This window comes from Variovorax sp. MPBD4-3 (assembly GCF_058809745.1).
In genome coordinates this window covers 154,792-179,731 of sequence record NZ_JBXASW010000003.1, presented here as the reverse complement: position 1 = coordinate 179,731, position 24,940 = coordinate 154,792, and the positions used below count along the sequence as shown (strand labels likewise).

Annotated in this window: 26 protein-coding genes; 6 read left to right on the top strand and 20 right to left on the bottom strand. The window is 67.2% G+C overall.

Translation table 11 applies throughout. The features are described 5' to 3' along the window. The 5 genes from AC1RVW_RS02905 to AC1RVW_RS02885 are packed head-to-tail and all read right to left on the bottom strand — an operon-like array spanning window position 1 to window position 6,534. Window positions 1-489: an aromatic-ring-hydroxylating dioxygenase subunit beta gene (locus AC1RVW_RS02905; RefSeq protein ID WP_493197898.1), complete on the bottom strand. Its 489-nt coding sequence runs from the start codon at window positions 487-489 to the stop codon at window positions 1-3. Next, window positions 489-1,802 carry an aromatic ring-hydroxylating dioxygenase subunit alpha gene (locus AC1RVW_RS02900; protein WP_081266909.1) on the bottom strand — a complete coding sequence of 438 codons (1,314 nt, stop codon included), beginning with the start codon at window positions 1,800-1,802 and terminating at the stop codon, window positions 489-491. Before AC1RVW_RS02900 ends, AC1RVW_RS02905 begins: the two co-directional genes overlap by 1 nt. Window positions 1,803-1,822: 20 nt before the next feature. Beyond that, entirely contained in the window at window positions 1,823-2,815 is a 993-nt protein-coding gene (locus AC1RVW_RS02895) for a PDR/VanB family oxidoreductase (RefSeq protein WP_493197896.1), read from the bottom strand. Window positions 2,816-2,828: 13 nt separating this feature from the next. Next, a complete protein-coding gene (locus AC1RVW_RS02890; protein WP_493197894.1) occupies window positions 2,829-4,337 on the bottom strand; it encodes an indolepyruvate oxidoreductase subunit beta family protein in 1,509 nt (502 codons plus the stop codon). A 4-nt stretch (window positions 4,338-4,341) separates the two neighbouring features. Further along, entirely contained in the window at window positions 4,342-6,534 is a 2,193-nt protein-coding gene (locus AC1RVW_RS02885) for a thiamine pyrophosphate-dependent enzyme (RefSeq protein ID WP_493197892.1), read from the bottom strand. Window positions 6,535-6,678: 144 nt separating this feature from the next. Here AC1RVW_RS02885 and AC1RVW_RS02880 point away from each other — a divergent pair, with 144 nt between their 5' ends. After that, the gene (locus tag AC1RVW_RS02880; RefSeq protein ID WP_081266913.1) at window positions 6,679-7,158 is read left to right on the top strand and encodes a MarR family winged helix-turn-helix transcriptional regulator; all 480 of its coding nucleotides are present in this window, start codon (window positions 6,679-6,681) and stop codon (window positions 7,156-7,158) included. Window positions 7,159-7,185: 27 nt separating this feature from the next. On the opposite strand, the gene AC1RVW_RS02875 is transcribed toward AC1RVW_RS02880, so the two are convergent. From AC1RVW_RS02875 to orn, 6 genes are all read right to left on the bottom strand, one after another. Beyond that, a complete protein-coding gene (locus AC1RVW_RS02875) occupies window positions 7,186-8,070 on the bottom strand; it encodes a quinone oxidoreductase family protein (RefSeq protein ID WP_493197889.1) in 885 nt (294 codons plus the stop codon). Further along, window positions 8,067-8,870, bottom strand: a complete 804-nt coding sequence (locus AC1RVW_RS02870; protein ID WP_285412050.1) for an alpha/beta fold hydrolase — start codon at window positions 8,868-8,870, stop codon at window positions 8,067-8,069. The genes AC1RVW_RS02875 and AC1RVW_RS02870 overlap by 4 nt, the downstream gene beginning before the upstream one ends. Then, on the bottom strand, window positions 8,867-9,871 hold the full coding sequence (locus tag AC1RVW_RS02865; RefSeq protein ID WP_081266916.1) for a 3-hydroxybutyryl-CoA dehydrogenase: 1,005 nt from the start codon (window positions 9,869-9,871) through the stop codon (window positions 8,867-8,869). The genes AC1RVW_RS02870 and AC1RVW_RS02865 overlap by 4 nt, the downstream gene beginning before the upstream one ends. Next, window positions 9,861-10,934, bottom strand: a complete 1,074-nt coding sequence (locus tag AC1RVW_RS02860; protein WP_493197887.1) for an NAD/NADP octopine/nopaline dehydrogenase family protein — start codon at window positions 10,932-10,934, stop codon at window positions 9,861-9,863. The genes AC1RVW_RS02865 and AC1RVW_RS02860 overlap by 11 nt, the downstream gene beginning before the upstream one ends. A 211-nt stretch (window positions 10,935-11,145) precedes the next feature. Continuing rightward, window positions 11,146-13,044 (bottom strand): DEAD/DEAH box helicase, encoded by a 1,899-nt coding sequence (locus tag AC1RVW_RS02855; protein WP_493197885.1) that lies wholly within the window; start codon window positions 13,042-13,044, stop codon window positions 11,146-11,148. A 248-nt stretch (window positions 13,045-13,292) separates the two neighbouring features. Then, the gene (orn, locus tag AC1RVW_RS02850) at window positions 13,293-13,889 is read right to left on the bottom strand and encodes an oligoribonuclease (protein WP_493197883.1); all 597 of its coding nucleotides are present in this window, start codon (window positions 13,887-13,889) and stop codon (window positions 13,293-13,295) included. Between the two features lie 60 nt (window positions 13,890-13,949). Between orn and AC1RVW_RS02845 the strand changes: the two genes are divergently transcribed. The 3 genes from AC1RVW_RS02845 to rsgA are packed head-to-tail and all read left to right on the top strand — an operon-like array spanning window position 13,950 to window position 16,575. Then, on the top strand, window positions 13,950-15,209 hold the full coding sequence (locus tag AC1RVW_RS02845; protein ID WP_493197881.1) for a M48 family metallopeptidase: 1,260 nt from the start codon (window positions 13,950-13,952) through the stop codon (window positions 15,207-15,209). Between the two features lie 34 nt (window positions 15,210-15,243). Further along, window positions 15,244-15,603, top strand: coding sequence for a 4a-hydroxytetrahydrobiopterin dehydratase (locus AC1RVW_RS02840; RefSeq protein ID WP_493197879.1), 360 nt, complete (start codon window positions 15,244-15,246; stop codon window positions 15,601-15,603). A 12-nt stretch (window positions 15,604-15,615) separates the two neighbouring features. Continuing rightward, window positions 15,616-16,575 carry a ribosome small subunit-dependent GTPase A gene (rsgA, locus tag AC1RVW_RS02835; RefSeq protein ID WP_081266922.1) on the top strand — a complete coding sequence of 320 codons (960 nt, stop codon included), beginning with the start codon at window positions 15,616-15,618 and terminating at the stop codon, window positions 16,573-16,575. Window positions 16,576-16,584: 9 nt separating this feature from the next. On the opposite strand, the gene AC1RVW_RS02830 is transcribed toward rsgA, so the two are convergent. The 8 genes from AC1RVW_RS02830 to rpsP form a co-directional block, all read right to left on the bottom strand. Then, a complete protein-coding gene (locus tag AC1RVW_RS02830; RefSeq protein ID WP_493197877.1) occupies window positions 16,585-17,628 on the bottom strand; it encodes a hypothetical protein in 1,044 nt (347 codons plus the stop codon). Further along, a complete protein-coding gene (gene hisC, locus AC1RVW_RS02825; protein WP_493197875.1) occupies window positions 17,625-18,719 on the bottom strand; it encodes a histidinol-phosphate transaminase in 1,095 nt (364 codons plus the stop codon). Before hisC ends, AC1RVW_RS02830 begins: the two co-directional genes overlap by 4 nt. A 22-nt stretch (window positions 18,720-18,741) precedes the next feature. Continuing rightward, a complete protein-coding gene (locus tag AC1RVW_RS02820; RefSeq protein WP_081266924.1) occupies window positions 18,742-19,743 on the bottom strand; it encodes a CobD/CbiB family protein in 1,002 nt (333 codons plus the stop codon). A gap of 30 nt (window positions 19,744-19,773) precedes the next feature. Next, entirely contained in the window at window positions 19,774-20,493 is a 720-nt protein-coding gene (locus AC1RVW_RS02815) for a CoA pyrophosphatase (protein ID WP_081266946.1), read from the bottom strand. Window positions 20,494-20,655: 162 nt separating this feature from the next. Further along, window positions 20,656-21,036: a 50S ribosomal protein L19 gene (rplS, locus tag AC1RVW_RS02810; protein WP_081266925.1), complete on the bottom strand. Its 381-nt coding sequence runs from the start codon at window positions 21,034-21,036 to the stop codon at window positions 20,656-20,658. Between the two features lie 110 nt (window positions 21,037-21,146). Next, a complete protein-coding gene (gene trmD / locus AC1RVW_RS02805; protein ID WP_081266926.1) occupies window positions 21,147-21,893 on the bottom strand; it encodes a tRNA (guanosine(37)-N1)-methyltransferase TrmD in 747 nt (248 codons plus the stop codon). 16 nt (window positions 21,894-21,909) lie between these two features. Continuing rightward, on the bottom strand, window positions 21,910-22,464 hold the full coding sequence (gene rimM, locus AC1RVW_RS02800) for a ribosome maturation factor RimM (RefSeq protein WP_081266927.1): 555 nt from the start codon (window positions 22,462-22,464) through the stop codon (window positions 21,910-21,912). 16 nt (window positions 22,465-22,480) lie between these two features. After that, window positions 22,481-22,744 (bottom strand): 30S ribosomal protein S16, encoded by a 264-nt coding sequence (rpsP, locus tag AC1RVW_RS02795; protein ID WP_007831311.1) that lies wholly within the window; start codon window positions 22,742-22,744, stop codon window positions 22,481-22,483. Window positions 22,745-22,923: 179 nt separating this feature from the next. Here rpsP and AC1RVW_RS02790 point away from each other — a divergent pair, with 179 nt between their 5' ends. Further along, window positions 22,924-23,448, top strand: coding sequence for a GNAT family N-acetyltransferase (locus AC1RVW_RS02790; RefSeq protein WP_493197872.1), 525 nt, complete (start codon window positions 22,924-22,926; stop codon window positions 23,446-23,448). Between the two features lie 7 nt (window positions 23,449-23,455). Beyond that, window positions 23,456-23,902: a TM2 domain-containing protein gene (locus tag AC1RVW_RS02785; protein WP_081266929.1), complete on the top strand. Its 447-nt coding sequence runs from the start codon at window positions 23,456-23,458 to the stop codon at window positions 23,900-23,902. A 19-nt stretch (window positions 23,903-23,921) separates the two neighbouring features. Here the strand turns inward: AC1RVW_RS02785 and AC1RVW_RS02780 are convergent, their stop codons facing one another. Next, the gene (locus AC1RVW_RS02780) at window positions 23,922-24,932 is read right to left on the bottom strand and encodes an inorganic phosphate transporter (RefSeq protein ID WP_081266930.1); all 1,011 of its coding nucleotides are present in this window, start codon (window positions 24,930-24,932) and stop codon (window positions 23,922-23,924) included. Between the last annotated feature and the right edge of the window lie 8 nt (window positions 24,933-24,940).

Here is a 24,940-nt window from a genome sequence, read left to right as displayed (position 1 = left end):
TCAGATGAAGAGCTGCACGGCCGGCAGCGCCGCGTCGCAGTTGAGCAGGTTCACGCGCTTGAGCGTCATGCGCAATGCCCCGTCCTGCACCGTGAGGTGATGGAAAAAGGTGCCGACGTAGAACTGCAGCTCGTCGCCCTGCGATTCGGTGTAGTGGAATCCGGTACGCACCACGTAGCGATTGGCTTCAGCATCGAACTGCTCGACCACCGGCACCTGCAGCAAGTGGTGGCAGCGGCTCGGCGGCTGCTGCGAGAAAGCACGCGGGCTCTTCAGGCGCTCGATGCGCAGGTCGCGAAGCAGCTTGTCTTCGTAGAGATGCGATGTGTGGTTGAGCCCGTCTTCCTGGTCTGGCACGAGCGGCACCCAGTAGAAGGCGTCATCGGTGAAGAGCGCATTCCATGTTTCGTAGCGGCGCGTGTCGAGCAGGTGCGCTTCGTTCACGACGAAGTCGATCAGGTCCTGGCGGGTGACTTCGATGCCGGCCATCACATGGTCTCCGTCATGCGCTGGACCCAGCTTCGGTACTGGTTGCGCATCGGCAGCTCGTTGGTGCCGCCCGTGGTGATCTCGCCGCCCTTCAGCTCCGAGGGGTCGTAGTCGCGGTGCAGGCTCACCCACTCGTTGCCGCTCGCATGCAGCCCCGCCTGCATGCCGCGGTAGGCCTGCAGGTCGTCATGGCCCACAACCGAGAACGGCGAGTTGATGAGCCGGTTGTACATGGTGGTGCGCTGCAGCAGTTCGGGCGGCGCGCCCTTGAGGCGGAAGGTCCAGCTCTCGATCAGCGTCTTGTCGGCGGAGATCGGCTTCACCACGCGGATCGCCTGGATCGCGCCCTTGATCGTCAGGTTCGGGTAGTACACCGTGTTGTGCCGCGCCATGCCCAGGATCTGCGCCGTCTTCTCCTCGCCGTAGCGGGCCTTCATGGCGTCGTCGTACGCGGGGATCGCCTTGTACTTGCTGTGGATGCTGAAGTGCACACCCGTGAAGCTGTGGCCGTTGTCGTAGGTGCGGATGCCCATGTCCTCGAAGAACTTGTAGTCGGACATGAAAGGCGCGAACTGCTCCACCGCCATGGGCTTGGGCTCGTCTTCCGGCTTGTCGGCCCACATGCGCTTGGCGGTGCCGGCCGAAGACTCGTGCGCCACCATGGGGTGCATGGTGTCGTTGAGGTTCTCGACGAACATCTTCCAGTTGCACTGGTGCATGAAGCGCAGGCAACCGCCCGCGATCTCGAGCTCGCCTTCGGGCGAGCGGTCGGCCATGTTGTCGATGGAGCTCAGCGAGTCGCCGAAGTATTCGTCGAAGCCGGGGCCGGCGTCGTTGATCTTCACGAAGATGAAGCCGCGGTGGCTGCGCACATGCTTCACCGTGGTGAGGCCCTTGCCCGATTCGCATTCGTGCAGCTGGGTGTTCTCGTAGCCGGTCTTCAGCGGAATCGCCAGCGGCGCGCCGTCCGTCTTGAAGGTCCAGGCGTGGTAAGGGCAGCGGAAGAACTTGCCGGTGTTGCCGCACGCGCCGTTCACGAGCCGCGAACCCTTGTGGGCGCAGCGGTTCATCATCACGCGCACGCTGCCGTCGGAGTGCCGCACCACGATCAGCGGGCGCCCAGCGATCTCGTTGCTGATCCAGTCGCCGGGCTTGGGCAGCTGGCTTTCATGGCCGACGTAGTTCCAGGTGTTGGCGAAGAAGTGTTCCTGCTCCAGCTCGAACAGCTCCTGGCTGGTGTACAGGTCGCGGTGCACCCGGTCGTGCTGCACCAGCGCGCGAACGGCATCGGGGTTGTCTCGGTACGAGGTCATGGTTCTTCAGGCTCCTGGCTTCAGATGTCCAGCACCAGCCGCGCACCCTTGGCGCGCGAGATGCAGATCTGCATGACGTTGCCTTCCGCCTTCTCGCGGGCAGTGAGCACGTAGTCGCGGTGTTCGATCTCGCCTTCGAGCACGGGCACGGCGCATACGCCGCATTCGCCGCGCTTGCAGTCGAACATCGGGTCGCAGCCGTGCTCGATCAGGCAGTCGAGGATGCTCTGGTCGGCCGGCACGGTGAAACGCTGGCCCGACTGGGCGAGCTCCACCTCGAAGGGCTGGTCGCCTTCTTCCGCGACCGGCTCGGTGAACAGCTCGAAATGCACGCGGTCGTGTTCCCAGCCGCGCGCCTGGGTGCGCTCGAGCACCGCGTCGAGCATGACCTTGGGGCCGCAGACGTAGAGGCGGTCGCCGGCGGGAACGCCGTCGAGCATTGCATCGATGCCGAGCGGCGCGCCGGCCTCTGCATCGGCGTGCACGTGCAGATCGTCGCCCAGCAGCGCCTGGAGTTCAGGCAGGAAGGCCATCAGGTCGCGGCTGCGGCCGGCGTAGTGCATGCGCACGGCCGCACCTTCCGCACGGCGGCGGGCGGCCATGGTGGCGAGCGGCGTCACGCCGATGCCCCCGGCTACCAGCACGGTGCCACCGGGGCCGGTGTGCAGCGGGAAGTCGTTCTTGGGCGCCTCGATGGCGAGTGTGTCGCCCTCTTTCAGCTGCTCGTGCATGAAGCGCGAGCCGCCCCGGCCTTCGGCTTCCTTGCGCACGGCGATCACGTACTCCGCCGGGGCATTGGTGGCGTTGCGCGCCGTATCGAAGTTGATGAGCGAGTAGTGACGCCAGTCGGCCTTGCCGTCGGGCAGCGACACCTGCACGCGGATGTGGGCACCGGCCGAGAAGCCGGGCAGCGCGCGGCCGTCTTCGGCGCGCAGGCGCAGCATGCGGATCAGCGGATTCAACGCCCGCGCCTCGACGACGCGCAGTGAAAGGGTGGCTGAGGGTGCGGTCATCTTCGTTGTCTCTTCAGGCCAGCGCGTGCTGCGCCAGCGCGGCCTGCAGCTTGTGGCCGTGTTCGTCGGCCAGCGCCGCGTCGCGCAGTTCGCGCAGCGTGGCCGGCGCCAGCGCGGTGCCGGCGCGCTCCACGGCGCGCATCACGGTGTCGTAGTTGCGGATGCCGCGTTCGTGCGTGTCGCTGTAGCCCTTGACCAGGCGCTGGCACTGGGCCAGCTCCACGGCCAGTTCGGGGTTGCGCTGCGCGGTCGCGGCGATGCGCTGCAGCCATTCCTCGATGCGGCGGTTTTCCTCGGCATAGCGCATGGTCGAGAGGCGCCAGTGCTTGCACGCCGCCACCATGCGCAACATGAGATAGCCGCGCAGCGAGCTGGTCTGGATCACGCGGCCATGCTGCGTGAAGCGCTCCACCAGCTTCTTCGGCGTGGTCGAATTCATGAGCCAGCGGCCGATGCCACCGGGCAGCGTCTCGCAGATCTCCTGCAGGCGCGGGTGCATGTATTCGTTGATGGCGAGCACCTGGCCGGGCTGGACGCGGGCCTCGCCGCGCACGCGCTCGAAGCGGGTGGCACGGGTCTTCAGCGCTGCGACGCGGGCGGTGTCTTCGTAGGACATCCAGAGCGCGAGGTGGCGCGCGGTTTCGCGCAGCAGGCGATGCTCATCGTTGCTTGGCAGCGCGGCAACGGCTGCCATGCGGTCCAGGTACAGGCCGGCGTAGGCGGGGTCCTGGTAATCGATGAGGCGGCGCACGCCTTCGAGCAGGAAGTCTTGCGCCTGCACCGGAAAGTCGCGTTGCACTCGCTCGACCAATGCCCGAACGGCCGGGTGGCGCGGCTGCGGCGCCGGTGCGGTGACCGGCGCTTCCTTCGCAGGCTCGCCGTCGTCACCGCCCTGTGCGCGAGCGAACGCTGCGCCAAAGGCCTTGAGGCTGGGCTTCACACCCACGCCGCCACGTTCGATGGTCGCCTCGAACTGCGCGCGGCTGAACGGCAGCACGCCCGAACCCGCAAGCGCGCCGAACAGCACCGCGCTGATCACGCTGCCCGAAGCCTCGGCCGCCTGCGCCATGTCGAAGCGGATGAAGCGCTTGGCGGCCTTGGCGGTGTGCGCGAGAAGCTGGTCGCTGTCGACGCGGCCATCGCCAAGTGCGCTCTTCTCGGCGATGGAGAACACGCGGTGCGTCGAAGCGATCAACGTGGTGCGGTCGCGCGTGACCAGGCCGCGCTGCACGGCGCGCCCGGCTTCCATAAGTTCGGACGCCAGCACCACGTCGACGTCGCCGGGCAGCGGCATCAGCGCCAGAATCGGCAAGCCACCATCGGCCTCGGCCTGCGCCGTCGGGTACAGCTCCACGTAGTAGATGGTCGCGCCGGTGCGCTGGGCCACGCCCGGCACCGATGTGGTCTGGGCGACGTAGCCGTTGGCCTCGCCCATGTCGACGATCCAGTCGGCCAGCACGCCGCCGCCCTCACCGCCCATGGCGAGGATCGCAATTTTGATAGGTTGTACAGTGCTCATCATCGCGTCAGAAGGCATAGGCTTCACGGCGACGCGCTTCGCCGCGCTGCAGCCAGCCGATGACGGCGGCACGCACGCGCTCGCGCAGCATGTCCCAGCGGCTGGGGTTGCTCACGATCTGCGCCTTGTAGAACGACGGGCACAGCACCGCCGCATGCGAGACCTCGCCGCACACGCCGCAGCCCACGCAGCTGTCGAGCACGGTCGCGACCGGGTCGGTGCGCAGGGGATCGGGGTTGGGCTTGATCGACAGCGACGGGCAGCCCGACAGGCGGATGCACGAGTGGTCGCCGGTGCAGGTGTCGGAGTCGACGCCGAACTTCTCGCGCACCATGCGCTTGCCGTCGGCGATGGCCTTGCGCACCAGCGGCTTCTCGCGGCGCTGCTTGTTCAGCATGCATTCCGACTGGGCGATCAGGACCTTGGGGCCCTTCTTCGTCGTGGTGAGCGCTTCTTTCAGCGCATCGCGCATGCCCGCCACGTCGTAGGTGCGGCGCAGCGTCCTGACCCATTCGACGCCCACGCCGCGCACGGCACGCTCGATCTCGTGGCCGGTGCTGCGCGTCTTGTTGACGGCGTGCGACGACAGGATGTCCTGCCCGCCCGTGGCCGAGGTGTAGTTGTTGTCGACGACGATGGTGAGGTTGTCGCTCTTGTTGAAGACCGCGTTGGCCACGCCGCTGGTGAGGCCGTTGTGCCAGAAGCCGCCGTCGCCCATCATCGAGATCGCGCGCTTGCCGGCCGGCGCATTGAGCGCCGCCGCACCCGCGCCACCCAGGCCGTAGCCCATGGTGGTGTTGCCGATGTTGAAGGGCGGCAGGATGGAGAACAGGTGGCAGCCGATGTCGGCGCTCACGTGGTGCGCGCCGAGTTCGCGCTCCACCAGCTTCATCGCGCTGAAGATCGGACGTTCAGGGCAGCCGGTGCAGAAGCCCGGGGGGCGGGCATGCACCACCTCGCCGAGCGCGGTCGATGGCTGCACGGGCTCGGGCGCGGCATCGACACCGACCGCGGCCACTTCTTTCAGCGGAATCACCTTGCGCACCGGTGCGGGCACCGGCAGCGGCGCCAGGCGGCCGTAGCGTTCGCAGAAGCTGCGCGCGCCCTTGAGCAATTCGGCGGCGGTGTATTCGCCAGCCACCGGCAGCATGTCCTTGCCGTGCAGCGTGGTGTGAGAACCGGCCTGGCGCAGGATGGTCGCGAGGTTCTGCTCGACGAAGTTGGGCTGCCCCTCTTCCACGATCATCACCGCGCGCTTGCCCTTGCAGAAGCGGATCACCTCGCTCTCGATGACGGGGTAGGCCACGTTCATCACGTAGAGCGGCACCTGCGTGTTGCCGTAGACATCGGCCAGGCCCAGCCGCTCCAGCGCGCGCAGCAGCGTGTTGTAGCTGCCGCCCTGCACGATGATGCCGATGTCGTCGGCGTCTTCCGAGAAGAACTCGTTGAGCTTTCGCTCCTCGATGAAACGCACGGCGGCGGGCCAGCGGTCCTTCACCTTCTCCTGCTCGTGCACGAAGCTCGCAGGCGGCAGCACGATGCGGCCGACGTCGCGCTGCGGATTCTCGAGCGCGTCTTTCAGCGTGAACTTCGCGCGCTTGTTGTCGCCAGCCACGAAGTGCCCGTGCACATGGCAGGCACGGATGCGCAGCTGGAGCATCACGGGCGTGTTGCTGGCCTCCGAGAGATCGAAGCCCTGCTTCACCGCATCGACGATGCTCGGCAGGTTGGGGCGCGGATCGAGCAGCCAGATCTGCGACTTCATCGCGAAGGCATGGCTGCGCTCCTGCATGATCGACGAGCCTTCGCCGTAGTCCTCGCCCACGATGATGAGCGCGCCGCCGGTCACGCCGCCCGAGGCGAGGTTGGCCAGCGCATCGGAGGCGACGTTGGTGCCGACGGTCGCCTTGAAGGTGACGGCGCCGCGCAGCGGGTAGTTGACGGAGGCGGCCAGCGTGGCGGCGGCAGTGGCTTCGCTCGCGCTGTTCTCGAAGCGGATGCCGTGGTCGGCCAGGATGTCCTGCGCGTCGGCCAGCACGTCCATGAGATGAGAGATCGGCGCGCCCTGGTAGCCCGCCACATAGGAAACCCCGGATTCGAGCAGGGCCTTGGTGACGGCCAGAATGCCCTCTCCACGGAACACCTCTCCGCCAGAAAGCCGCAGCTTCTTGACTTCTTCGACGAACGAACGCTCAGCCATGTGGGTCCTTGTTCTCTATCGTGGGAGGATGGGCATCAGTTGCCACATCACGCTTTCTATAATGTTGACAAATGAATGTATCCACAATCATGAATTACCCTAGACATGCAAGCCGCGTGCCCGCGGCGACCGTGAGGTGCCTTCATGGCTGAAGAACAACCCATCGAGTCCCACCGCTTCGTCGACGACTACCTGCCCGCGCTGCTGGCGCAGGCCAGCCAGCTGATTTCGTCGGAGTTCCACGAGGTGGCGCGGCAGCAGGGCTTCTCCGTGTCCGAGTGGCGCGTGATGGCGTCTCTTGCAGGCAGCGAGCCGGTCAGCATCGGCCAGCTCGCACAGGTGACCGTCACCAAGCAGCCCACGGTGACGCGGCTGCTGGACCGCATGGAATCGCGCGGACAGGTCGAGCGCCTGCCCCATGAAAGTGATCGCCGCATCACGCTGGTGCGCATCACGCGCAAGGGGCTGAAGGCGGTCGAGCACCTGATGGAACTGGCGCGCGAGCACGAGCGGCGCGTGCTGGAGCCCTTCGGCCTGCGCCGTGCCGAGGAACTCAAGCAGACGCTGCGGCAGATGATCGAGCTGCACGTGCACGTGCCGGTCGAAGGGCCAGAGGAAGACTGAAGGATCGAGGCGCGCGTTTTCAGCGGCTCAGAGGCAAGGCACGAGAACAGCCCGCCCGCGGTGGCCTCGCTGCACGATCCAGTCGAGCGCGAGGGCCGCGTCCGCCAGCACGAACGGCTGCACGTCGAGACGCAGGCGGCCATCGGCAAGCCTTGCCAACAGTTCGGGCGCGGCGGCGCGGCCCGCTGCTTCACGCCGGAACATGTTCAGGGGCAACAACGCAACATCGCGCTGCAGGAAGTGAGCGATATCCAGTTGCAGCGTCGGGCCGGCGGTGTAGCCGACCAGCACGGCGCGCCCGCCCGGCCGCACGCACGGCAGGACTTGGGCGAGGACATCGCCGCCGACGGTGTCGACCAGCAGATCAGCGCTGGCTACAGGGGGCGGCTCGGCACCCGGCATCACGGCGGTGACCGTGCAGCCTGCCTCGCGCGCAAGCTGCACCACGAGCGACCCCACGGCGCCGCTTGCGCCTGTCACCAGCACCTGCTCTCCGGTTTGCAGCCTGGCGACGTCATTCAATGCCACCCAGGCCGAAGTCGTCGGCGAGAAGAACGCCGCGCCCAGCGTCATCGGCACTTCGTCCGGCAACGGCCCGAGCGCTTCGTCGGGCGCGTCGATGCATTCGCACCAGGTGCCGTCGAAGAGCGTGCCCAGGCCGCTGCCGCGCAGCCATACGCGCTGGCCGACCTGGTAGCACCCGCTCGCGACGACGATGCCCGCCGCCTCCACACCGGGCGTGTACGGCAAGGGCGGATGCCGCAGGAAGCTGCCACGCCATACGGTCCGGTCGATGTGGCCGACCGTGGCGGCCTCCATCTGCACGAGGGTGCGACCGGGCCTCGCGACAGGGTCGGCCACTTCTTCCAGCACCGGTGCTGCGTCGAAACCGTGGATGCGAACAGCCTTCATGGCAGGGTAGAAAGAAATTCGAGCACCGTGCGCGCGAAGGCCTCGGGCATCTGGTCGGGCAGCGGCACCATGCCGCCTTCGATATCGACGATGCGGGCCTGCGGCAGATGGTGCTGCAGTTCAGCCGCATGCGGCGCGGCAAAGGGATCGTGGGTGGCGCGCACGATCAGCGTGGGCTGCGCGATGCGGCCGATGCGGTCTTCCATGCGGTAAGAAGCCACGGCACGGTGGCCCTCTTCGACACGATGGCCGACCTTCAATGCATCGAGCACGAAGGCCTCGAGCAGATCGGGCCGACCTGCCGGATAGAAACCCTGGCGCTTCTGCCACAGCGCAGCGAGATGGGTGCCGTCCTCGCTGGGAGCGACTTCGTCGATGGGCGGGCGTTGTGCGCGCGCACGCCGGAACGGCTCGTCGGTATAGGGCGTCGAAGACAACACGAGGCTGCGAACCCGGTCGGGGAACGCCGCGGCAAGCTCCACAGCCACGACCCCGCCCGTGTGATGGCCGACCACGTCGGCCTGCGCGATGCCCAGTTCATCGAGCAATTCGCAGGCGACGCGCGCCCATTGCTCGATGCTCGCGGGCACGCCGCCATCGGAGGAATCGCCGAAGCCTGCCGTGTCCATCGCAATGGCGAGCCGATGCGCGCCCACCAGCGGCAGCACCGCGCGGTACTCGGCCCAGCTGCGTGGCGACTGGTGCAGCAACAGCACCGCGCGCGCATCGCGTTCTCCGCATGCCGCATAGTGCACCTGCCCCACCGACAGGTCGACGAAGGCGCGGCGGATGGCGGTCATGACAGCGTCTCGTCGGCAGGTGCGCGCCACAGGCCCGCATGCCGCAGTTCGCCCAGCGTGCGCGACAGCACGTCGCGACGGTAGGCGCCGATGTCGCGGCCTTCGTAGTCGTAGAAGCCGCTGCCGCTCTTCAGCCCCAGCCGCCCCTCTTCGACCATGCGGCCGACGATGGCCGGTGCGGTGTAGCGGCCCTTGTCGAGCGAGGCCGACATCTCGCGGCTCGCGTGGTGCAGGATGTCGCAGCCACCGAAGTCGATGAACTCGACCACGCCAAGCGCGGCGAAGCGCAGCCCCAGGCCGTAGCGCGTGGCCTTGTCGATCTCTTCGGCCGTGGCAGCGCCCTCTTCGATCATGCGTGCGGCCTCGTTCATCACCAGGGCCTGCAGGCGCGGCACGATGTAGCCCGGCGACGCACCGCAGACCACGGGCAGCTTGCCGATCTGCTCCATCAGCGCCTTGGTGCGCGCGAGCACGCCCGCATCGGTGCCGGGGTGGCAACTCAGCTCCACCACCGGGATGACATAGGCCGGATTCAGCCAGTGCATGTTGAGGAAGCGCTCTGGCAGCCGCACGAACGCGGCCAGCTGCGTCACGAGGATGCTGCTGGTGGTCGAGGTGAGGATGGCATCGTCGCGGCAATGCCGGTTGATGTGCTCGAAGGCCTCGCGCTTGGCCTGCATGGTCTCGGGCACGCCCTCGAACACGAGTTCGGCAGCGGCAAGCGCGCGCGGGGCCGACGCGGCGTCGACGAAATCCACGCGGGCGGCAATGCGCTCGATCTGCGAAGCGTCGATCACACCGAGCTGCGCCAGGCCCGAGAGGCTGGCCTCGATCTCGGCCTTGGCTTCGTCGCGCAGGCGCTGCCAGGCCTCGTCGCTGCGCTGGCGCAGGTCGATCAGCGAGATGCGGTGGCCGGCATAGGCGAACGCGATCGCGATGCCGCGCCCCATGCGGCCGGCGCCGACGGCGGCGAACCGGGGCGGCGAGGCGTCATTCGCCATCGTGCAGCCTCTGCCTGAGCTGCGTCGCGCTCAGGCCGGCAAGGCCCAGGCTCTCGAAGGTGCGCGGGCCTTGTCGCAGGTCGCGGCCCAGGAAGCCGCCGACGATGGCCAGCAGCCCGTGCGCAATCGGCGCATCGACACCCGCGTGCCGCGCTGCCGACGCCAGGAAGGCCAGGCCGAGTTCGGTGTCTTCCGTGATGTAGCGGTGCGTGTGCAGGTCGATGTTCTCGCGCCAGTCGCCCGATTTGACCAGTTGCTTGTGCGCATCGCCGTACATCCAGCGGTCGTTGTCGTAGTGGTCGGCCAGCGGATAGTGCGGCGCGCCCTGCCCGAAGGCTTCGCGCACGGCGATGCGCTCCTGGTCGAGCCGGTCGGTCACGTCGCGCACCGCGCGCTGCGTGCCTTCGTTGTGGATGTCCCAGCGCTCGAAGTGCTGCAGCGGCGCGGCGTTCATCACCATCAGCGGGGGATGGATGACGGGGCCGGCGTTCATGAGCGCGCCCGAGAGCGCGTCGCCGCAGCCGTGCACCGACGGGTAGGCGCGGCGGATCACCTCGATGGCCTGCGCCTCCTTGCGGGCCGGATAAACGCCCGTGGGCAGGCGGATCGCGCGGATGGTGACGTTGACCTCGCGCTCGCCATGCTTGCGCGCGAGGTACGGCAAGGTGCCGGTCTCGGCCCAAGCGACGTCGGCACGGCTGCCGGCTTCCTTCACCGTCCTGGCCATCACGTAGCTGCCGAAGGTGCCCGGCGGCAGGAACACCACCTGCCCGTTGACCAGGTGCGGGGCCATCGCGAGCGCGATGTCGTGCTGGGCGATGGCGGGCGTGGGGATGACGATGAGCTCGGCGTCCTTCAGCGCCGCGCCGATGTCGGCCGTGGCGAGCGCGACCGGTACTTCGCGTGCGCCTTCGGCATCTTTCAGCGTGATCGCTCCGGCGCGCAACACGGGTTCCAGCGCCGCGGCATCGCGGCGCCACAGGCGCACCTCGTGGCCTGTTTCAGACAGGTCGGCGGCGGCCGCATAGGCACCGTGACCACCCCCAAGAATCGCAATTTTCATGTCGAAAGTCGAAAAGCAGGTGTCGATGAACCGGCGGCCGCAGGACGGACCCGGGGAAGCAATGCGCTATTACATTACTTTTCATCGATTCAGGTGTCAATCAAATTCGACGACACCGGGCTGCTCGGAAACCCGAAATGAAAAAGCCCGCGTTCGTGAGAAGCGCGGGCTTTTGGGGCGAAACAGCCGTCAGGCCGCTCGGCAAGCGGGATCAGCGGGTGGGCTTGAACGCACGCTTTTGCGCGTCGCGGGGCACGAACACCTTGCCCGGGCCGCCGTGGCCGGCGCCGTTGCCGCGGGGCGCAAAGCCCTCGCGAGGCGCGAAACCTTCGCGGGGAGCGAAGTCGCCACGGCCACCGCCGTTGCCGCCGCGCGGAGTGCTGTCGCCCCAGCCCGGCTTGCGGCCATAGCCGCCGCCGTTGCCTTCGTCACGGCCGCCGCCGAAACCGGCATTCTGACCGCCGAAGCCGCCAGTACGCGGGCCCGGAGCGCGCGAACCGCGGTCGTTGAAGCCGCTGGCGCCGGCGTAGTTGCTGTTGCCGCCGCCGAAGCCGCCGGCATTGCCACCGCGATGGCCGCCACCGCCGCCACCGAACTTGCGGTCGCGCGAATGGTTGTCACGGCCGCGGCCGCCGAAGTCGCCTTGCGGGCGGGATTGCGGCATGCGCTGTTGCGGCTCCATGCCCGGCACCACTTCCGCCTTGAACTGCTGGCGGCTGTATTGCTCGATGTCCATGATCTTGCGGCGATCGCGGAACTCGGCAAACGTGATGGCCAGGCCATCGCGGCCGGCACGGCCGGTACGGCCGATACGGTGGGTGTAGTCCTCGGCCTTCATCGGCAGGCCGAAGTTGAAGACGTGGGTGATGGTCGGCACGTCGATGCCGCGGGCGGCGACGTCGGTCGCCACCAGGATCTGGACCTGGCCCTGGCGCAGCGCCATCAGGCGGCGGTTGCGCAGACCCTGGCTCAGGGCACCGTGCAGCGCCACGGCGCTGAAGCCTTCTTGCTGTAGGTCGTTGGCGAGGCCGTCGCATTCGACCTGCGTGCTCGCGAACACGATGGCCTGGTTGATGCTGGTGTCACGCAGCCAGTGGTCGAGCAGCTTGCGCTTGTGCTGGGCGTTGTCGGCCCAGAACAGCACCTGCTTGATGTTGGCGTGCTTTTCCTGCGGGCTGTCGATGGTCACGCGCTGCGGCTCGCGCATCACGCGGGTGGCCAGCTGCTGGATGCGCGGCGCGAAGGTGGCGCTGAACATCATGGTCTGCTGGCGCTCGATGGTGAGCTGGTTGACTTCCGCCAGGTCGTCGGCGAAGCCGAGGTCGAGCATGCGGTCGGCTTCGTCGACCACCAGGAACTTGACCTGGTCGAGCTTGATCTGCATCGAGCGCTGCAGGTCGAGCAGGCGGCCCGGCGTGGCGACGACGAGGTCGGCGTTCTGCAGGCGGGCGATCTGGAGCTGGTAGGGCATGCCACCCACCACGTTGGCGATGCGCAGGCCGCGGCAGTGGCGAACCAGTTCGATGGCGTCATGCGCGACCTGCTGCGCGAGTTCGCGCGTCGGGCACAGGATGAGGGCGCCGGGGGTGGCGGCCTTGAAATGACGGGCGTTGGTCGGGTCCTTGCGCTTCGGCTTCTTCGGCACGGTTTCGCCGCGGGCGACGGCTTCGGCGGCCAGGCGCTGGAATTCGGCCTTGGCTTCGGCTTCGGCTTCGGCCTGGCGCTTGATCAGCGTGTGCAGCACGGGCAGCAGGAAGGCGGCGGTCTTGCCCGAGCCGGTCTGGCTGGACACCATCAGGTCGACGAAGCGTGCCGATTGGGCGGTGCCTGCCTGCTCGCCCATGGCGATCGGAATGACCTTTTCCTGGACGGTGGTGGGCTGGGTGAAGCCCATGTCGGCCACGGCGGCGATCAGCTCGGGCGCGAGGCCCAGCTTGATGAAGCCGTTGGGCTTGGCGGGCTCTTCGGCCACGGCCGCTTCGGGGGCGGCGGCGTCGAGCGCCTCGAGGATGGGAGCCTCGGAAACAGTGTCCACGGCAGCGGTGAACTCGTTGTGGGTAGCGGATTGCACAGGCGCGAATTCGCCCTGCGCTTCAAAAGCGTCGGTCATGTATGTCAATCTCAAACGCGAGCGCTGCCGTAGGCGGCGCCCCGTTGGTGGTTAAAAACATCAACCATCCAACGACATTCAGCTTCAGGCTTTCGCCTGGGGCTGCGGCCCTTTTTGATCAGCGGATGCGATCGGGCGCGGTGTGCAAGATAGGGAGATGCAAGAGACGCTGGCCGGGCCTGGAACACATGGCCTGATCAGCGAAGCCCGCAATTATGGCACGAATCCGGGTTTTTACCTAATCAGGATCAATCCGCAAGACGAAGGAAGGTTTCGCGGTAGTGCGCGAGTTCCTCGATGGACTCGTGCACGTCGGCCAGGGCGGTGTGCGCCTGCTGCTTCTTGAAGCTGCTGTAGGCCGTGGGCTTCCAGCGCTTGGCCAACTCCTTCAGCGTGCTGACGTCGAGGTTGCGGTAGTGGAAATACGCCTCGAGCTTGGGCATGTACTTGACCAGGAAGCGCCGGTCCTGGCCGATGGTGTTGCCGCACATGGGCGAGCCGCTGCGCGGGATGTACCTGGCGATGAATTCCAGCAACTGCTGCTCGGCGGCGGCTTCGTCGAGCGTCGAGGCCTTGACCTTGTCGATCAGGCCGCTGCGGCCATGGGTGCCCTTGTTCCAGGCATCCATGCCGTCGAGCACGGCGTCGCTCTGGTGGATGACGAGCACGGGGCCGTCGATGCGGGGCGTGAGGTCGGGGCCGGTAACGACCACCGCGATTTCGAGCAGGCGCTCTTTCTCGGGGTCGAGGCCGCTCATTTCACAGTCGAGCCAGACCAGGTTCTGGTCGCTTTTCTTGAGGGTGGGCACTGCGGCCTGGGGCGTCGGGTCAAGGGATTCGGGCATCGCAGGATTGTCGTCGAAGGTCTGCGCCCCAAGATAGCGAGGGCTAAACTCGCCGCTCCTATGTCCTATTCGCTCATCTTCACCATTGCTTTCGCGGTCGCGCTGGTTGCGGGGCTGCTCGTGAAGTTCTGGCTCGCCTCCCGACAGGTGCGCCATGTGGCGCAGCATCGCGGCACCGTGCCGGCCGCTTTCGCGCAAACCATCACCCTCGCCGCCCACCAGAAGGCGGCCGACTACACCATCGCCAAGGCGCGCTTCGGCTTGATCGAAATGGCCTGGGGCACCGCGCTGCTGCTCGGCTGGACGCTGCTCGGCGGGCTCGACGTGCTCAACAAGCTGCTGCTGGCATGGATCGGCGGCGGCATGGTGCAGCAGCTCGCGCTGCTGGCGGCATTCGCGGCCATCGGCGGGCTGCTGGAACTGCCTTTCACGCTCTGGCAGACCTTCCGGCTCGAAGAGCGCTTCGGCTTCAACAAGATGACCTGGAAGCTCTGGCTGGCCGACACGGTCAAGTCGACGCTGCTGGGCGCGGTGATCGGGCTGCCCATTGCGGCGCTCATTCTGTGGCTCATGGGTGCCGCGGGCCAGTTGTGGTGGCTCTGGGCCTGGGGTGCCTGGATGGGCTTCAACCTGCTGCTGATGCTGATCTATCCGACCTTCATCGCACCGCTGTTCAACAAGTTCAAGCCGCTCGACGACCCCACGCTGAAAGCACGCGTCACCGCCCTCATGAAGCGCTGCGGCTTTGCCGCCAAGGGCCTGTTCGTGATGGACGGCAGCACGCGCAGCGCGCATGCCAACGCCTACTTCACAGGCTTCGGCGCCAGCAAGCGCGTGGTGTTCTACGACACGCTGCTGCGCCAGCTCAACGCGAGCGAGGTCGAAGCCGTGCTCGCGCACGAGCTCGGCCACTTCAAGCATCGCCATATCGTGAAGCGCCTGATCGCCATGTTCGCGCTGAGCCTGGCCGGCTTCGCGCTGCTGGGCTGGGTGTCGACGCAGGTCTGGTTCTACACCGGCCTGGGCGTGCAGCCCAACATGGCCGCGCCGAACAGCGCACTCGCGCTGCTGCTCTTCATGCTTGCGGTGCCGGTGTTCGGCTTCTTCGTGGCGCCGCTGCCAGCGCGCCTGTCACGCAAGCACGAGTTCGAGGCTGACGCCTACGCGGTGGCGCAGACCAGCGGCGCCCACCTGTCGGCCGCGCTGCTCAAGCTCTACCAGGACAACGCATCGACGCTCACGCCCGACCCGGTGTTCGTTAGCTTCTACTACTCGCACCCGCCGGCCTCGGAGCGCCTTGCGCGCATGACGGCCGCCTGACCGCCCCCATCACATCATTCAGAAGAAGCCTCCCATGAGCAGCATGTTCAAGCCCAAAGACTGGAAGAACCTCCCTCCCCGCAAGGCGCTGAGCGCCACCGAGATCGTCGCCGGCCTCGCGCGCCTGGACGGCTGGAAGCTCACCGGCGACGGCGCCGATGTCGCCATCGAAAAGACCTTCACCTTCGCCAATTACTTCGAGACCATCGCCTTCGTGAACGCGCTGGCCATGGTGGCTCATACGCAGGACCACCACCCCGACCTGTCGGTGCACTACAACCGCTGCGTGGTGCGCTTCAACACGCACGACGTGAGGGGCCTGTCCGCCACGGATTTCGACTGCGCGCGCCAGGCCGACGCGCTGGTGGCCGCTCCGGCAGCCGCTGCCGCATGACGGTACCCGCCCTTGGCTAAGCCGGGCCGCCGCGCCGCGCCAGCAGCAGCCGCAACAGCTGCGAAGGCCCTCCAGGACGGCCTCGTCGTCGCCAGCCACGGGCGTCACTGCCTGGTCGAGACGCCCACGGGCGAGCGGCTGATCTGCCATCCGCGCGGCAAGAAGAGCCAGGCCGTGGTCGGCGACCGGGTGCACTGGCAGGCCAGCGAAGACGAAGGCACCATCGAGCAGGTGCTGCCGCGCCGCAACCTGTTCTACCGGCAGGACGAAATCCGCACCAAGTCTTTCGCGGCCAATCTCGACCAGGTGCTGATCCTGATCGCGGCCGAACCGGAATTCTCGGAGCACCAGCTGGCACGCGCGCTGATCGCGGCGGAGGCCGAACGCATCAAGCCGATCATTGCCCTGAACAAGAGCGACCTGGCAGAGCCCTTCGAGCGCGCCTGGACCAAGCTGGCACCCTACCGGCGCATGCACCACGGCGTGCTGCCGCTGTCGCTGAAGGCCTCGGGCGAGGCAGACTACGCCTCGCTGATGAAGCTGTTGGCGGGCAAGTCGACGCTGGTGCTCGGTCCGTCGGGCTCGGGCAAGAGCACGCTGACCAACCTGCTGGTGCCGGGCGCGAGCGTGCTCACCCAGGAGATTTCGCAGGCGCTGAATTCAGGCAAGCACACGACCACCAGCACCACCTGGTACTGGATCGACGAAGCGCGCACCACCGGCCTGATCGACTCGCCGGGCTTCCAGGAATTCGGCCTGAACCACATCGCGCCGATGCAGCTCGCGGGGCTCATGCCCGACATTGCCGAGCACGCGAACGACTGCAAGTTCTACAACTGCACCCATCTGCACGAGCCGGGCTGCGGCGTGATCGCGAATGTGGCATCGGCCGATGGGCAAGGGGCCATCAGCGCGAGCCGCTACAAGATCTACGGCGAACTGTTCGCCGAACTGAGCCAGAAGCGGTACTGAGGCAGCGCCTCAGCCGACCCAGGTCCGGTACGAGTTCCAGGTCGGGTCGAAGGCCAGGTCGAGCCTTACCGGCAGTTCCGAGTTCTCCTGGATGGATTGCGCATGCGCAATCGCCGCTTCGGGCTGCGCCACATGGAAGTTGATGGTGCGCACGCCCTCTTCCAGCACGACGTGCGTGCAGCAGCCGTCCTCGTGCGTCTGCAACAGTGCCGTCAGCTGGTCGCCGAAGAGGCGCGCTTCTTCCAGCTCCTCGCCCGATTCGACCGGCACCGCGGCCGAGAGCCGGTGGCACAGGTCGGCGCGCCCCACCAGCGCGGCGGCGGAGTCGTTGCGCATGACGATCAGCTCTACCTCGCCGCCGTCCTCCGTGTCGCGCGTGGCGCTCAGCGCGGACCATGCATGCTCGCCCACCGGAAACAATCCGGTGTGGCCGAGCTCCTCGCGCCAGCAGGCATCGAAAATCGGCACGAAATCATCGAGCGGCACTCCGTCGAAAGCAGCCTGCTCGCCAGCGTCGACATAGTCGACCGGACCCACCTTGATGGCCGTGTCGTACTCGCCCAGGATGTGGTCGAGCATGATCAGGCTCATGTGGCGGGCTTGGTCCTGCATGTCCATGGGGATGGGCTTGGCAAAGCCGATCTCCAGCGCCACGAGGCCCTTGTATCGCTCGTGCTTGACCAGCACGTCCGCGCTAGAGAGCTCGAAGTCGTCCATGCGGATGCTGAATCCCTTGCCCATTCGCTGCCGGAAGGCCTCGACCTCCACCTGGGGCAGCGCCGGCGCGCTCTGGACCAGCATCATCACGTCGTCGAAGTCTTCGACCGATCCATGCGCCGTGACCACGAGCGTGAATGCGGGCGAATCGCCCGCAACCTCCACCGCGAGCTTCGGAAAGGAGGGCTCCAGCAGCCCGTTCAAGGCCTCCATCAGCTCTTGGCCGGGCAATGCGCGCAGGCTGTCGAGCTGGCCGCTCACAGCTTGCCAGAAGCTGGCGCAGGCGGCTGAACGCGGGTCGGTGTCGAGGGTCGGCATCGGCAGGGCTTCCTTCATGCGGCGGGGCTCTGGAGGATGTCTTGCAGATGCTGGACCAGCAGACTGCACTGCTCGCGCGTGCCGATGCTGATGCGCAGGTATTGCGCTACGCGCTGCTGCCTGAAATGCCGCACCAGCACCGCGCGTTCGCGCAGCAGCGCGGCCAACTCGGCCGCATTGCGCTGCGGATGGCGCGCGAAGACGAAATTGGCCTGCGAAGGCAGCACCTCGAAGCCCAGGTCCTCGAGCTGCAGCGTGAGGCCTTCGCGGGTGTCGATGACCTTGTCGCAGGCGGTGCGAAACGCGGCTTCGTCCTCGAGCGATGCCACCGCGCCGGCCAACGCGAGCCGGTCGATCGGGTACGAATTGAAGCTGTCCTTGACGCGCACCAGCCCGTCGATCAGGTGCGACTGGCCGCACGCGAAGCCGACGCGCAGTCCGGCCAGCGAACGCGACTTGGAAAGCGTCTGCACCACCAGCAGGTTCGGGTACTTGCCCACCAGCGACAGCGCGCTCTCGCCGCCGAAATCGACATAGGCCTCGTCGACAAGCACCACGCGGTCGGGGCACGCCTGCAGCAGCTGCTCGATGCGCGAGAGCGGCAGGCCGATGCCGGTGGGCGCGTTCGGATTGGCGATGACGATGCCACCGCAGCCTTCTCGCGCCCGCGCGGCAAGCGAGTCGATGTCGATGCGCAAGTCCTCGTCGACCGGCTGCAGCTCGCAGGCAATGCCGTAGATCTGCGCGTAGACCTTGTAGAAGCTGTAGCTCACGTCGGGCATCAGCAATGGTTCGGCTTGCTGGAAGAACGCGAAGAACGCATGAGCCAGCACCTCGTCGGAGCCATTGCCCGCGAACACCTGGTCGGCGCGCAGGCCGTGGCGCCGGGCCACGGCCTCGCGCAGCGCGAGCGAGGTCGGGTCGGGGTAGAGCTCCAGGCCGTTCGCCGCGGCACGCTGGATGGCCTCGACGACATCCGGCGAAGGCGGATACGGGTTCTCGTTGGTGTTGAGCTTGACGAGGTTCGCGATGCGCGGCTGCTCGCCGGGCACGTAGGGTTCGAGCGCGCCGATGCGCGGGCTCCAGAAAGCCGGGACTTGGGTGGTCATGAAGGGGTCCTTGCCTGCTGGCTCAGCCGAGCAGGCGCGCGAGGGTGAGCAGTGCCAGCAGCACCATCCACATCACGACAGAACGCCAGACCAGCCCGACGACGCTGCGCAGGTGGCCGGGCTCGGGCTCGCGCCCGGGCGTGCTGCCGCTGTCCGGCGCGCGGCCGTCGGCGATGGTGTCGCCGGCCTGGGCGCGCGACAGCGGGTCGAGCGTTGGAATGGGGCGCAGCGAGCCGCCGCCGAGCCGCACGTTGACCGCGCCGGAGGTGGCGGCCAGGATCACGCCGTCGTTTTCGTTCGGAAAGCGCTGTGCATCGTTGCGCCAGCAATCGATGGCTTCCTCGAAGCTGCCGACCACCGCGAAGCCGAGCGCGGTGATGCGCGCGGGCAGCCAGTCGACGGCATGCCAGGCGCGCTCGGCGGCCTCCTGCACCGCGACGCTCGAGGGCTGCACGGCGGCGCCGTTCTTGTGCGCCCAGTAGCGCGACACGAACTCGCTCATGCGATAGAACACCGCGCCGGCCGGCCCGAGGCCGATGGCCGCGATGATCGAAAACCACGCCAGCACGCCGAACACGTGGCGGTGCGCGGCGATCACCGAATGCTCGATGACGTGGCGCACGATTTCGCTGCGCGGCAGGTCCGCCGCGTCGACACCCTGCCAGTGCGCGAGCAGCGAGCGCGCGAGCGGCTCGTCGCCCTCGTCGAGCGCGTCGCGGATGTCGGTGAAATGGTGGCTGAACTGACGGAAGCCCAGCGTGACGTAGAGCACCGCAATGCTCCACAGCACCGCGAACGGCAGGCCCAGCGTGAGCACCAGCAGCCAGTGCACGCCCAGCGCCAGCAGCGTCGGCACGAACACCGCGAGCCCCCATGCGATCCATCCGTGATGGGGCTTGCCCGCGTCGAAGTTGCGGCTGGTCCAGCGGGTCCACGCCAGGACGCTGCCGTACACGGGGTTGTGCGGGCCCAGCGGCCGCACCTGCTCGATCAGCAGCGCGCACAGGATGGCAAAGAAGCTCATCCTTCGATGATAGCGATCCAGCCTGAAGGTTCAGGCGGCGAGAAAGCGATAGAGATTGCGCAGCATGCCGGCCGTCGCGCCCCAGACGAAACGCTCGTCGGGCCCGTCCTGGTAGGGCATCGAATACCACTCGCGCTTGCGGCCGTCGGTTGCGCTCACGGCGTGGCGGCGGTGGTTGGCGGGGTCCATGAGCCACGCAAGCGGCACTTCGAAGGCCTGCGCTACCTCGTAGGGGTTGATGGTGAGTTCGAAGTCGGGCTGCACCAGCGCGACCACGGGCGTGACGATGAACGAGGTCACGGTCGTGTAGGTGGGCAGGCTGCCGAGCACTTCGATGAACTGCGCGGAGAGACCGACCTCCTCCCACGCCTCGCGCAACGCGGCGGCGGAGATGTTGGCGTCTTCCGGATCGACGCGGCCGCCAGGAAACGCGACTTGGCCCGAATGGTTCGACAGGTGCGTGGTGCGCTCGGTGAGCAGCACGGTCGCGCCTTCGGGGCGCTGCACGATCGGCACCAGCACGGCGGCCTGTGCGGGTGCGCGGTCGATCATTCGCGGCTCGCGGCGCAGTTCGGGCGTCCATGCCGGCGGGTTGGCGAAACGCGCGCGCAGGGCCTGCGCCGTCAGTTGCCCCGCCGACACCGCGGGCAAGCCATCACTACCGTCCACGAAAGGCGTCTCGCGCGGGTCGAACTGCAGCAGCGTGGGCGGCACCACGGCATTGACGGGTTCGAGGGGCGCGGATTGCATGGGGACGGCGATGTTGGTCAAGAGATGAAGTGACGGAGGACCGGCTGGAGGGAGTAGAGCGTAAAAAGGCGGCGCTGTCTTTCGGGCTGTGTCCCGTGCGGAGCACCAACGCAAAAAGCCGCCAGAACGGCGGCTTTTCTTGCACGACAGGAAGGCGGCTTATTAGGAAGCCGACGCAGCCGTCGACTTGCTCGGCAGCTTTTCCTTGATACGTGCCGAACGGCCGCTGCGGTCGCGCAGGTAGTACAGCTTGGCGCGGCGCACATCGCCACGGCGCTTGACTTCGATGCCGGCGATCAGCGGGCTGTAGGTCTGGAACGTACGTTCCACGCCTTCGCCGCTGGAGATCTTGCGCACGGTGAAGCCGCTGTTGAGGCCACGGTTGCGCTTGGCGATCACGACGCCTTCGTAAGCCTGCACGCGCTTGCGGGTGCCTTCGACGACGTTCACGCTGACGATGACCGTGTCACCGGGCATGAAATCGGGGATGGTCTTGCCGAGGCGGGCGATTTCTTCCTGCTCGAGGGTCTGGATGAGGTTCATGATTTCCTGATGTTCGATCGTGTCGGGCTACACAAAAGGCGCTTTTGGCTTTCACGGAAGAACCGCAAGAAGACCGGGCGCGGCCGGGCAGAGGATCGGGGAGCCGGCGATTATAGCTTTTTTTTCAGCGCGGCCTCATCGGCCTTGCCCAGCCGACCGGCGGCGCGGGCGGCCTCGATCAGCTCCGGGCGGCGCTCGGCCGTGATGGCGAGGCGCTGGTCGCGGCGCCAGCGCTCGATCTGCGCATGGTGGCCTGAAAGCAACGGTGCCGGCACGCCCTGCCCGTTCCATTGCTCGGGACGGGTGTAGTGGGGGCAGTCGAGCAGGCCGTCGAGCGCGGGGTTGAAGCTGTCCTGCACATGGCTCGCTTCGTCGCCCAGCACGCCCGGCTGCAGGCGGGCCACGGCGTCGAGCAACGCCATCGCCGCGATCTCGCCGCCGGAGAGCACGAAATCGCCCAGGCTGACCTGATGCGTGATGCGCGCGTCGATGAATCGCTGGTCGATGCCCTCGTAGCGGCCGCAGACCAGCACCGCGCCTTCGCTGGCGGACCAGCGCTCGACGGATTCGTGCCGCAAGGCCTCGCCGATGGGCGAGAACAGCACCACGGGCGCCTGCGCCCCGCGCGCGGCCAGGGCCGCGTCGAGGCAGGCGGCCAGCGGCTCGGCCATCATGACCATGCCGGGCCCGCCGCCGAACGGACGGTCGTCCACGCGCTTGTAGTTGCCCAGCGCATAGTCGCGCGGATTCCAGAGCACCACCTCCACCTGCTTCGATTCGTAGGCGCGGCGCGTCACGCCGCTGGCCAGGAAAGGCGCGAACAGCTCGGGAAACAGGGTGATGACGTCGAAGCGCATGCCGCGCGAGCGCCCGTCAGAAATCGGGCTGCCAGTCGACCGTGATGAGCCGGCCGGGCAAGTCGACCTTGTCGACGAAGACCGAGACGAAGGGCACCATGCGCTCGACGGCCTTGCCGTCTTCTTCGGCGGCAAGCACCAGCGTGGTCTGCGGGCCGGTGGCGAGCAGTTCGCGCACGGTGCCGAGCACCACGCCTTCGCGGTTGACCACCGACAGGCCGATCAGGTCGACCCAGTAGTACTCGTCGTCGCCGGCGGTGGGAAAGCTGGAGCGCGGCACGAAAACTCGTGCGCCTCGCAGGGCTTCGGCTGCATTGCGGTCGGGCACGTCCTCGGACGTGGCGACGATGCAGTCGGAATGTTCTTTGGCTTCGCGGATCGCAAGCCGGAAAGCGGTGCTCGCAGCGGCTCCGGGAGCCTGCAGGAACCAGCGCTTGGAAGAAAAAAGCGCCTCGGGCTGGGCGCTATGGGGAAGGACCTTGAACCAGCCCTTGATTCCCCATGCATCGGCGATGCGCCCTACTTCGATCGCATCCGCCGGCAATTCGGCGGTTTCGAGTGTGGGCAGCATCGCCGTGCGGGGCGGCTTAGGCCGCCGCCTTGGGAGCTGCCGCGGCAGCTTGCTTGATCAGGCGCAGAACGGTGGGCGAAGCTTGTGCGCCGACGCTCTTCCAGTACGCCAGGCGGTCCTGGGCGATACGGATGCTTTCTTCGTTTTCCTTGGCGGTCGGGTTGTAGAAACCCAGGCGTTCGATGAAACGGCCATCGCGGCGAACGCGCTTGTCCGACACGACGATGTTGAAGAACGGACGGCCTTTGGAGCCGCCGCGGGAGAGTCGAATGACGACCATGATTTATCCTTGGGTGGTCAGCAAGCCTTGTGGATTGAGAAAAGGCCTGCTCACAATGTTCTTCCAGCGTCGAGACACGCGACATGGCCACCCGGCCAGCGACACGCTGAAAAGCCCGCGATTATAGCCCGACACGCGTTTTCTCCGAATTCCGGCCTCGCGCCATCCGTTTTTCGCCCATGCCCCTGACCATCCGCCCCAGCCGCGACGAAGACGTCGCAGCCATCACGGCCATCTACGCCCACCACGTGCTGCACGGCACCGGCACCTTCGAGACGGAACCGCCCTCCCCGGCCGACATGGCTTCGCGCCGCGCCGACGTGCTGGGCAAGAAATTGCCGTATCTGGTCGCGGAAGAAGATGGCGAAGTGTTGGGTTTTGCCTACTGCAACTGGTTCAAGCCGCGCCCGGCCTACCGTTTTTCGGCCGAAGACTCGATCTACATGTGCGAGTCAGCACGCGGCAAGGGTCTGGGCGCCAAGCTGCTCGCCGCGCTGTCGCAGGCTGCCGAGGCGGCCGGCGTGCGCAAGCTGATCGCGGTGATCGGCGACTCGGCCAACGCGGGCTCCATCGGCGTGCATCGCGGCCAGGGCTTCACGCACGTGGGCGTGCTGAAGGACTGCGGCTGGAAGTTCGGCGAATGGCGCGATGTCGTACTGATGGAAAAAGTGCTCGGCGAAGGCAGCACCACCCGACCCGAGTGAAACCCGCATGAAAAACAAGACCACCGCCGCCTGGCTCACCTTCCTCGGCGGCCCGCTGGGGCTGCACCGCTTCTACCTGCGCGGCATGGGCGACTGGCTTGGCTGGCTGCTGCCCATTCCCACGGCTTTAGGCGTGTACGGCATCGAGCGCGTGCGGATGTACGGCGTGGACGATGGCATCAGCTGGGCGCTGATTCCGCTGCTGGGCTTCACCATCGCCGGCTGCGCGCTGACAGCCATCGTCTACGGCCTCATGACGCCGGAGAAGTGGAACGCCCGCTTCAACGCGAGCGCCGCGGCGGACGCGGCCCCCGGCCGCACGAACTGGTTCACCATCGGCGCGGTGGTGCTGTCGCTCTTCTTCGGCAGCACGATCCTGATGGCCAGCATCGTGTTCAGCTTCCAGCGCTACTTCGAGCACCAGGTCGAAGAGGGGCGAAAGATCTCGCAGTGACTGCGGTACCGGCAGCCGCTCAGAACAGCTGCATGCTGATCCAGTAGGCAATCGCCGCCACGAAGGCCGACGCCGGGATCGTGAAGATCCACGCCCACACGATGTTCCCCGCCACGCCCCAGCGCACCGCGCTCGCGCGCTGCGTGGAGCCCACGCCGACGATGGCGCCGGTGATGGTGTGCGTGGTCGAGACCGGAATGCCCAGCGCGGTGGCCAGGAACAGCGTCAGCGCGCCGCCCGTCTCGGCGCAGAAGCCGCCCACGGGCTTCAGCTTGGTGATCTTCTGGCCCATCGTCTTCACGATGCGCCAGCCGCCGAACATGGTGCCCAGCGCGATGGCGGCGTAGCAGCTCACGATGGTCCAGGTCGGCGGGTTCGCGTCGCCGGCGTTGGCGTAGCCGGTGGCGATCAGCAGCATCCAGATGATGCCGATGGTCTTCTGTGCGTCGTTGCCGCCGTGGCCTAGGCTGTAGGCACCGGCGGACACGAGCTGCAGCCGGCGGAACCAGCGGTCCACGCGCGACGGCGTGGCGCGGCGGAAGCCCCAGGCCACCACGACCATCATCATCGAACCCAGCAGGAAGCCCAGCAGCGGCGACACGAAGATGAAGGCCACCGTCTTCCAGATGCCGGAGGCCACCAGGCCGCTGGTGCCCGTCTTGGCAATCACGGCGCCCACGATGCCGCCGATCAGCGCGTGCGACGAGCTGCTCGGAATGCCGTAGTACCAGGTCACCAGGTTCCAGCTGATGGCACCCACGAGCGCGCCGAACACCACGTGCACGTCGACCACGCCCGGCTGGGCAATGCCCTTGCCCACGGTGGCCGCCACGCTCAGGTGGAAGACGAAGATCGCGATCAGGTTGAAGAAGGCCGCGAACACCACGGCCTGCCCCGGCTTGAGCACCCCGGTGGAGACCACCGTCGCAATCGAATTGGCGGCGTCGTGGAACCCGTTCATGAAGTCGAACAGGATCGCAAGCGCGACCAGCACTATCACCACCCAGAGGGCGACCTGAACCGTTGCCATCGGTCGCT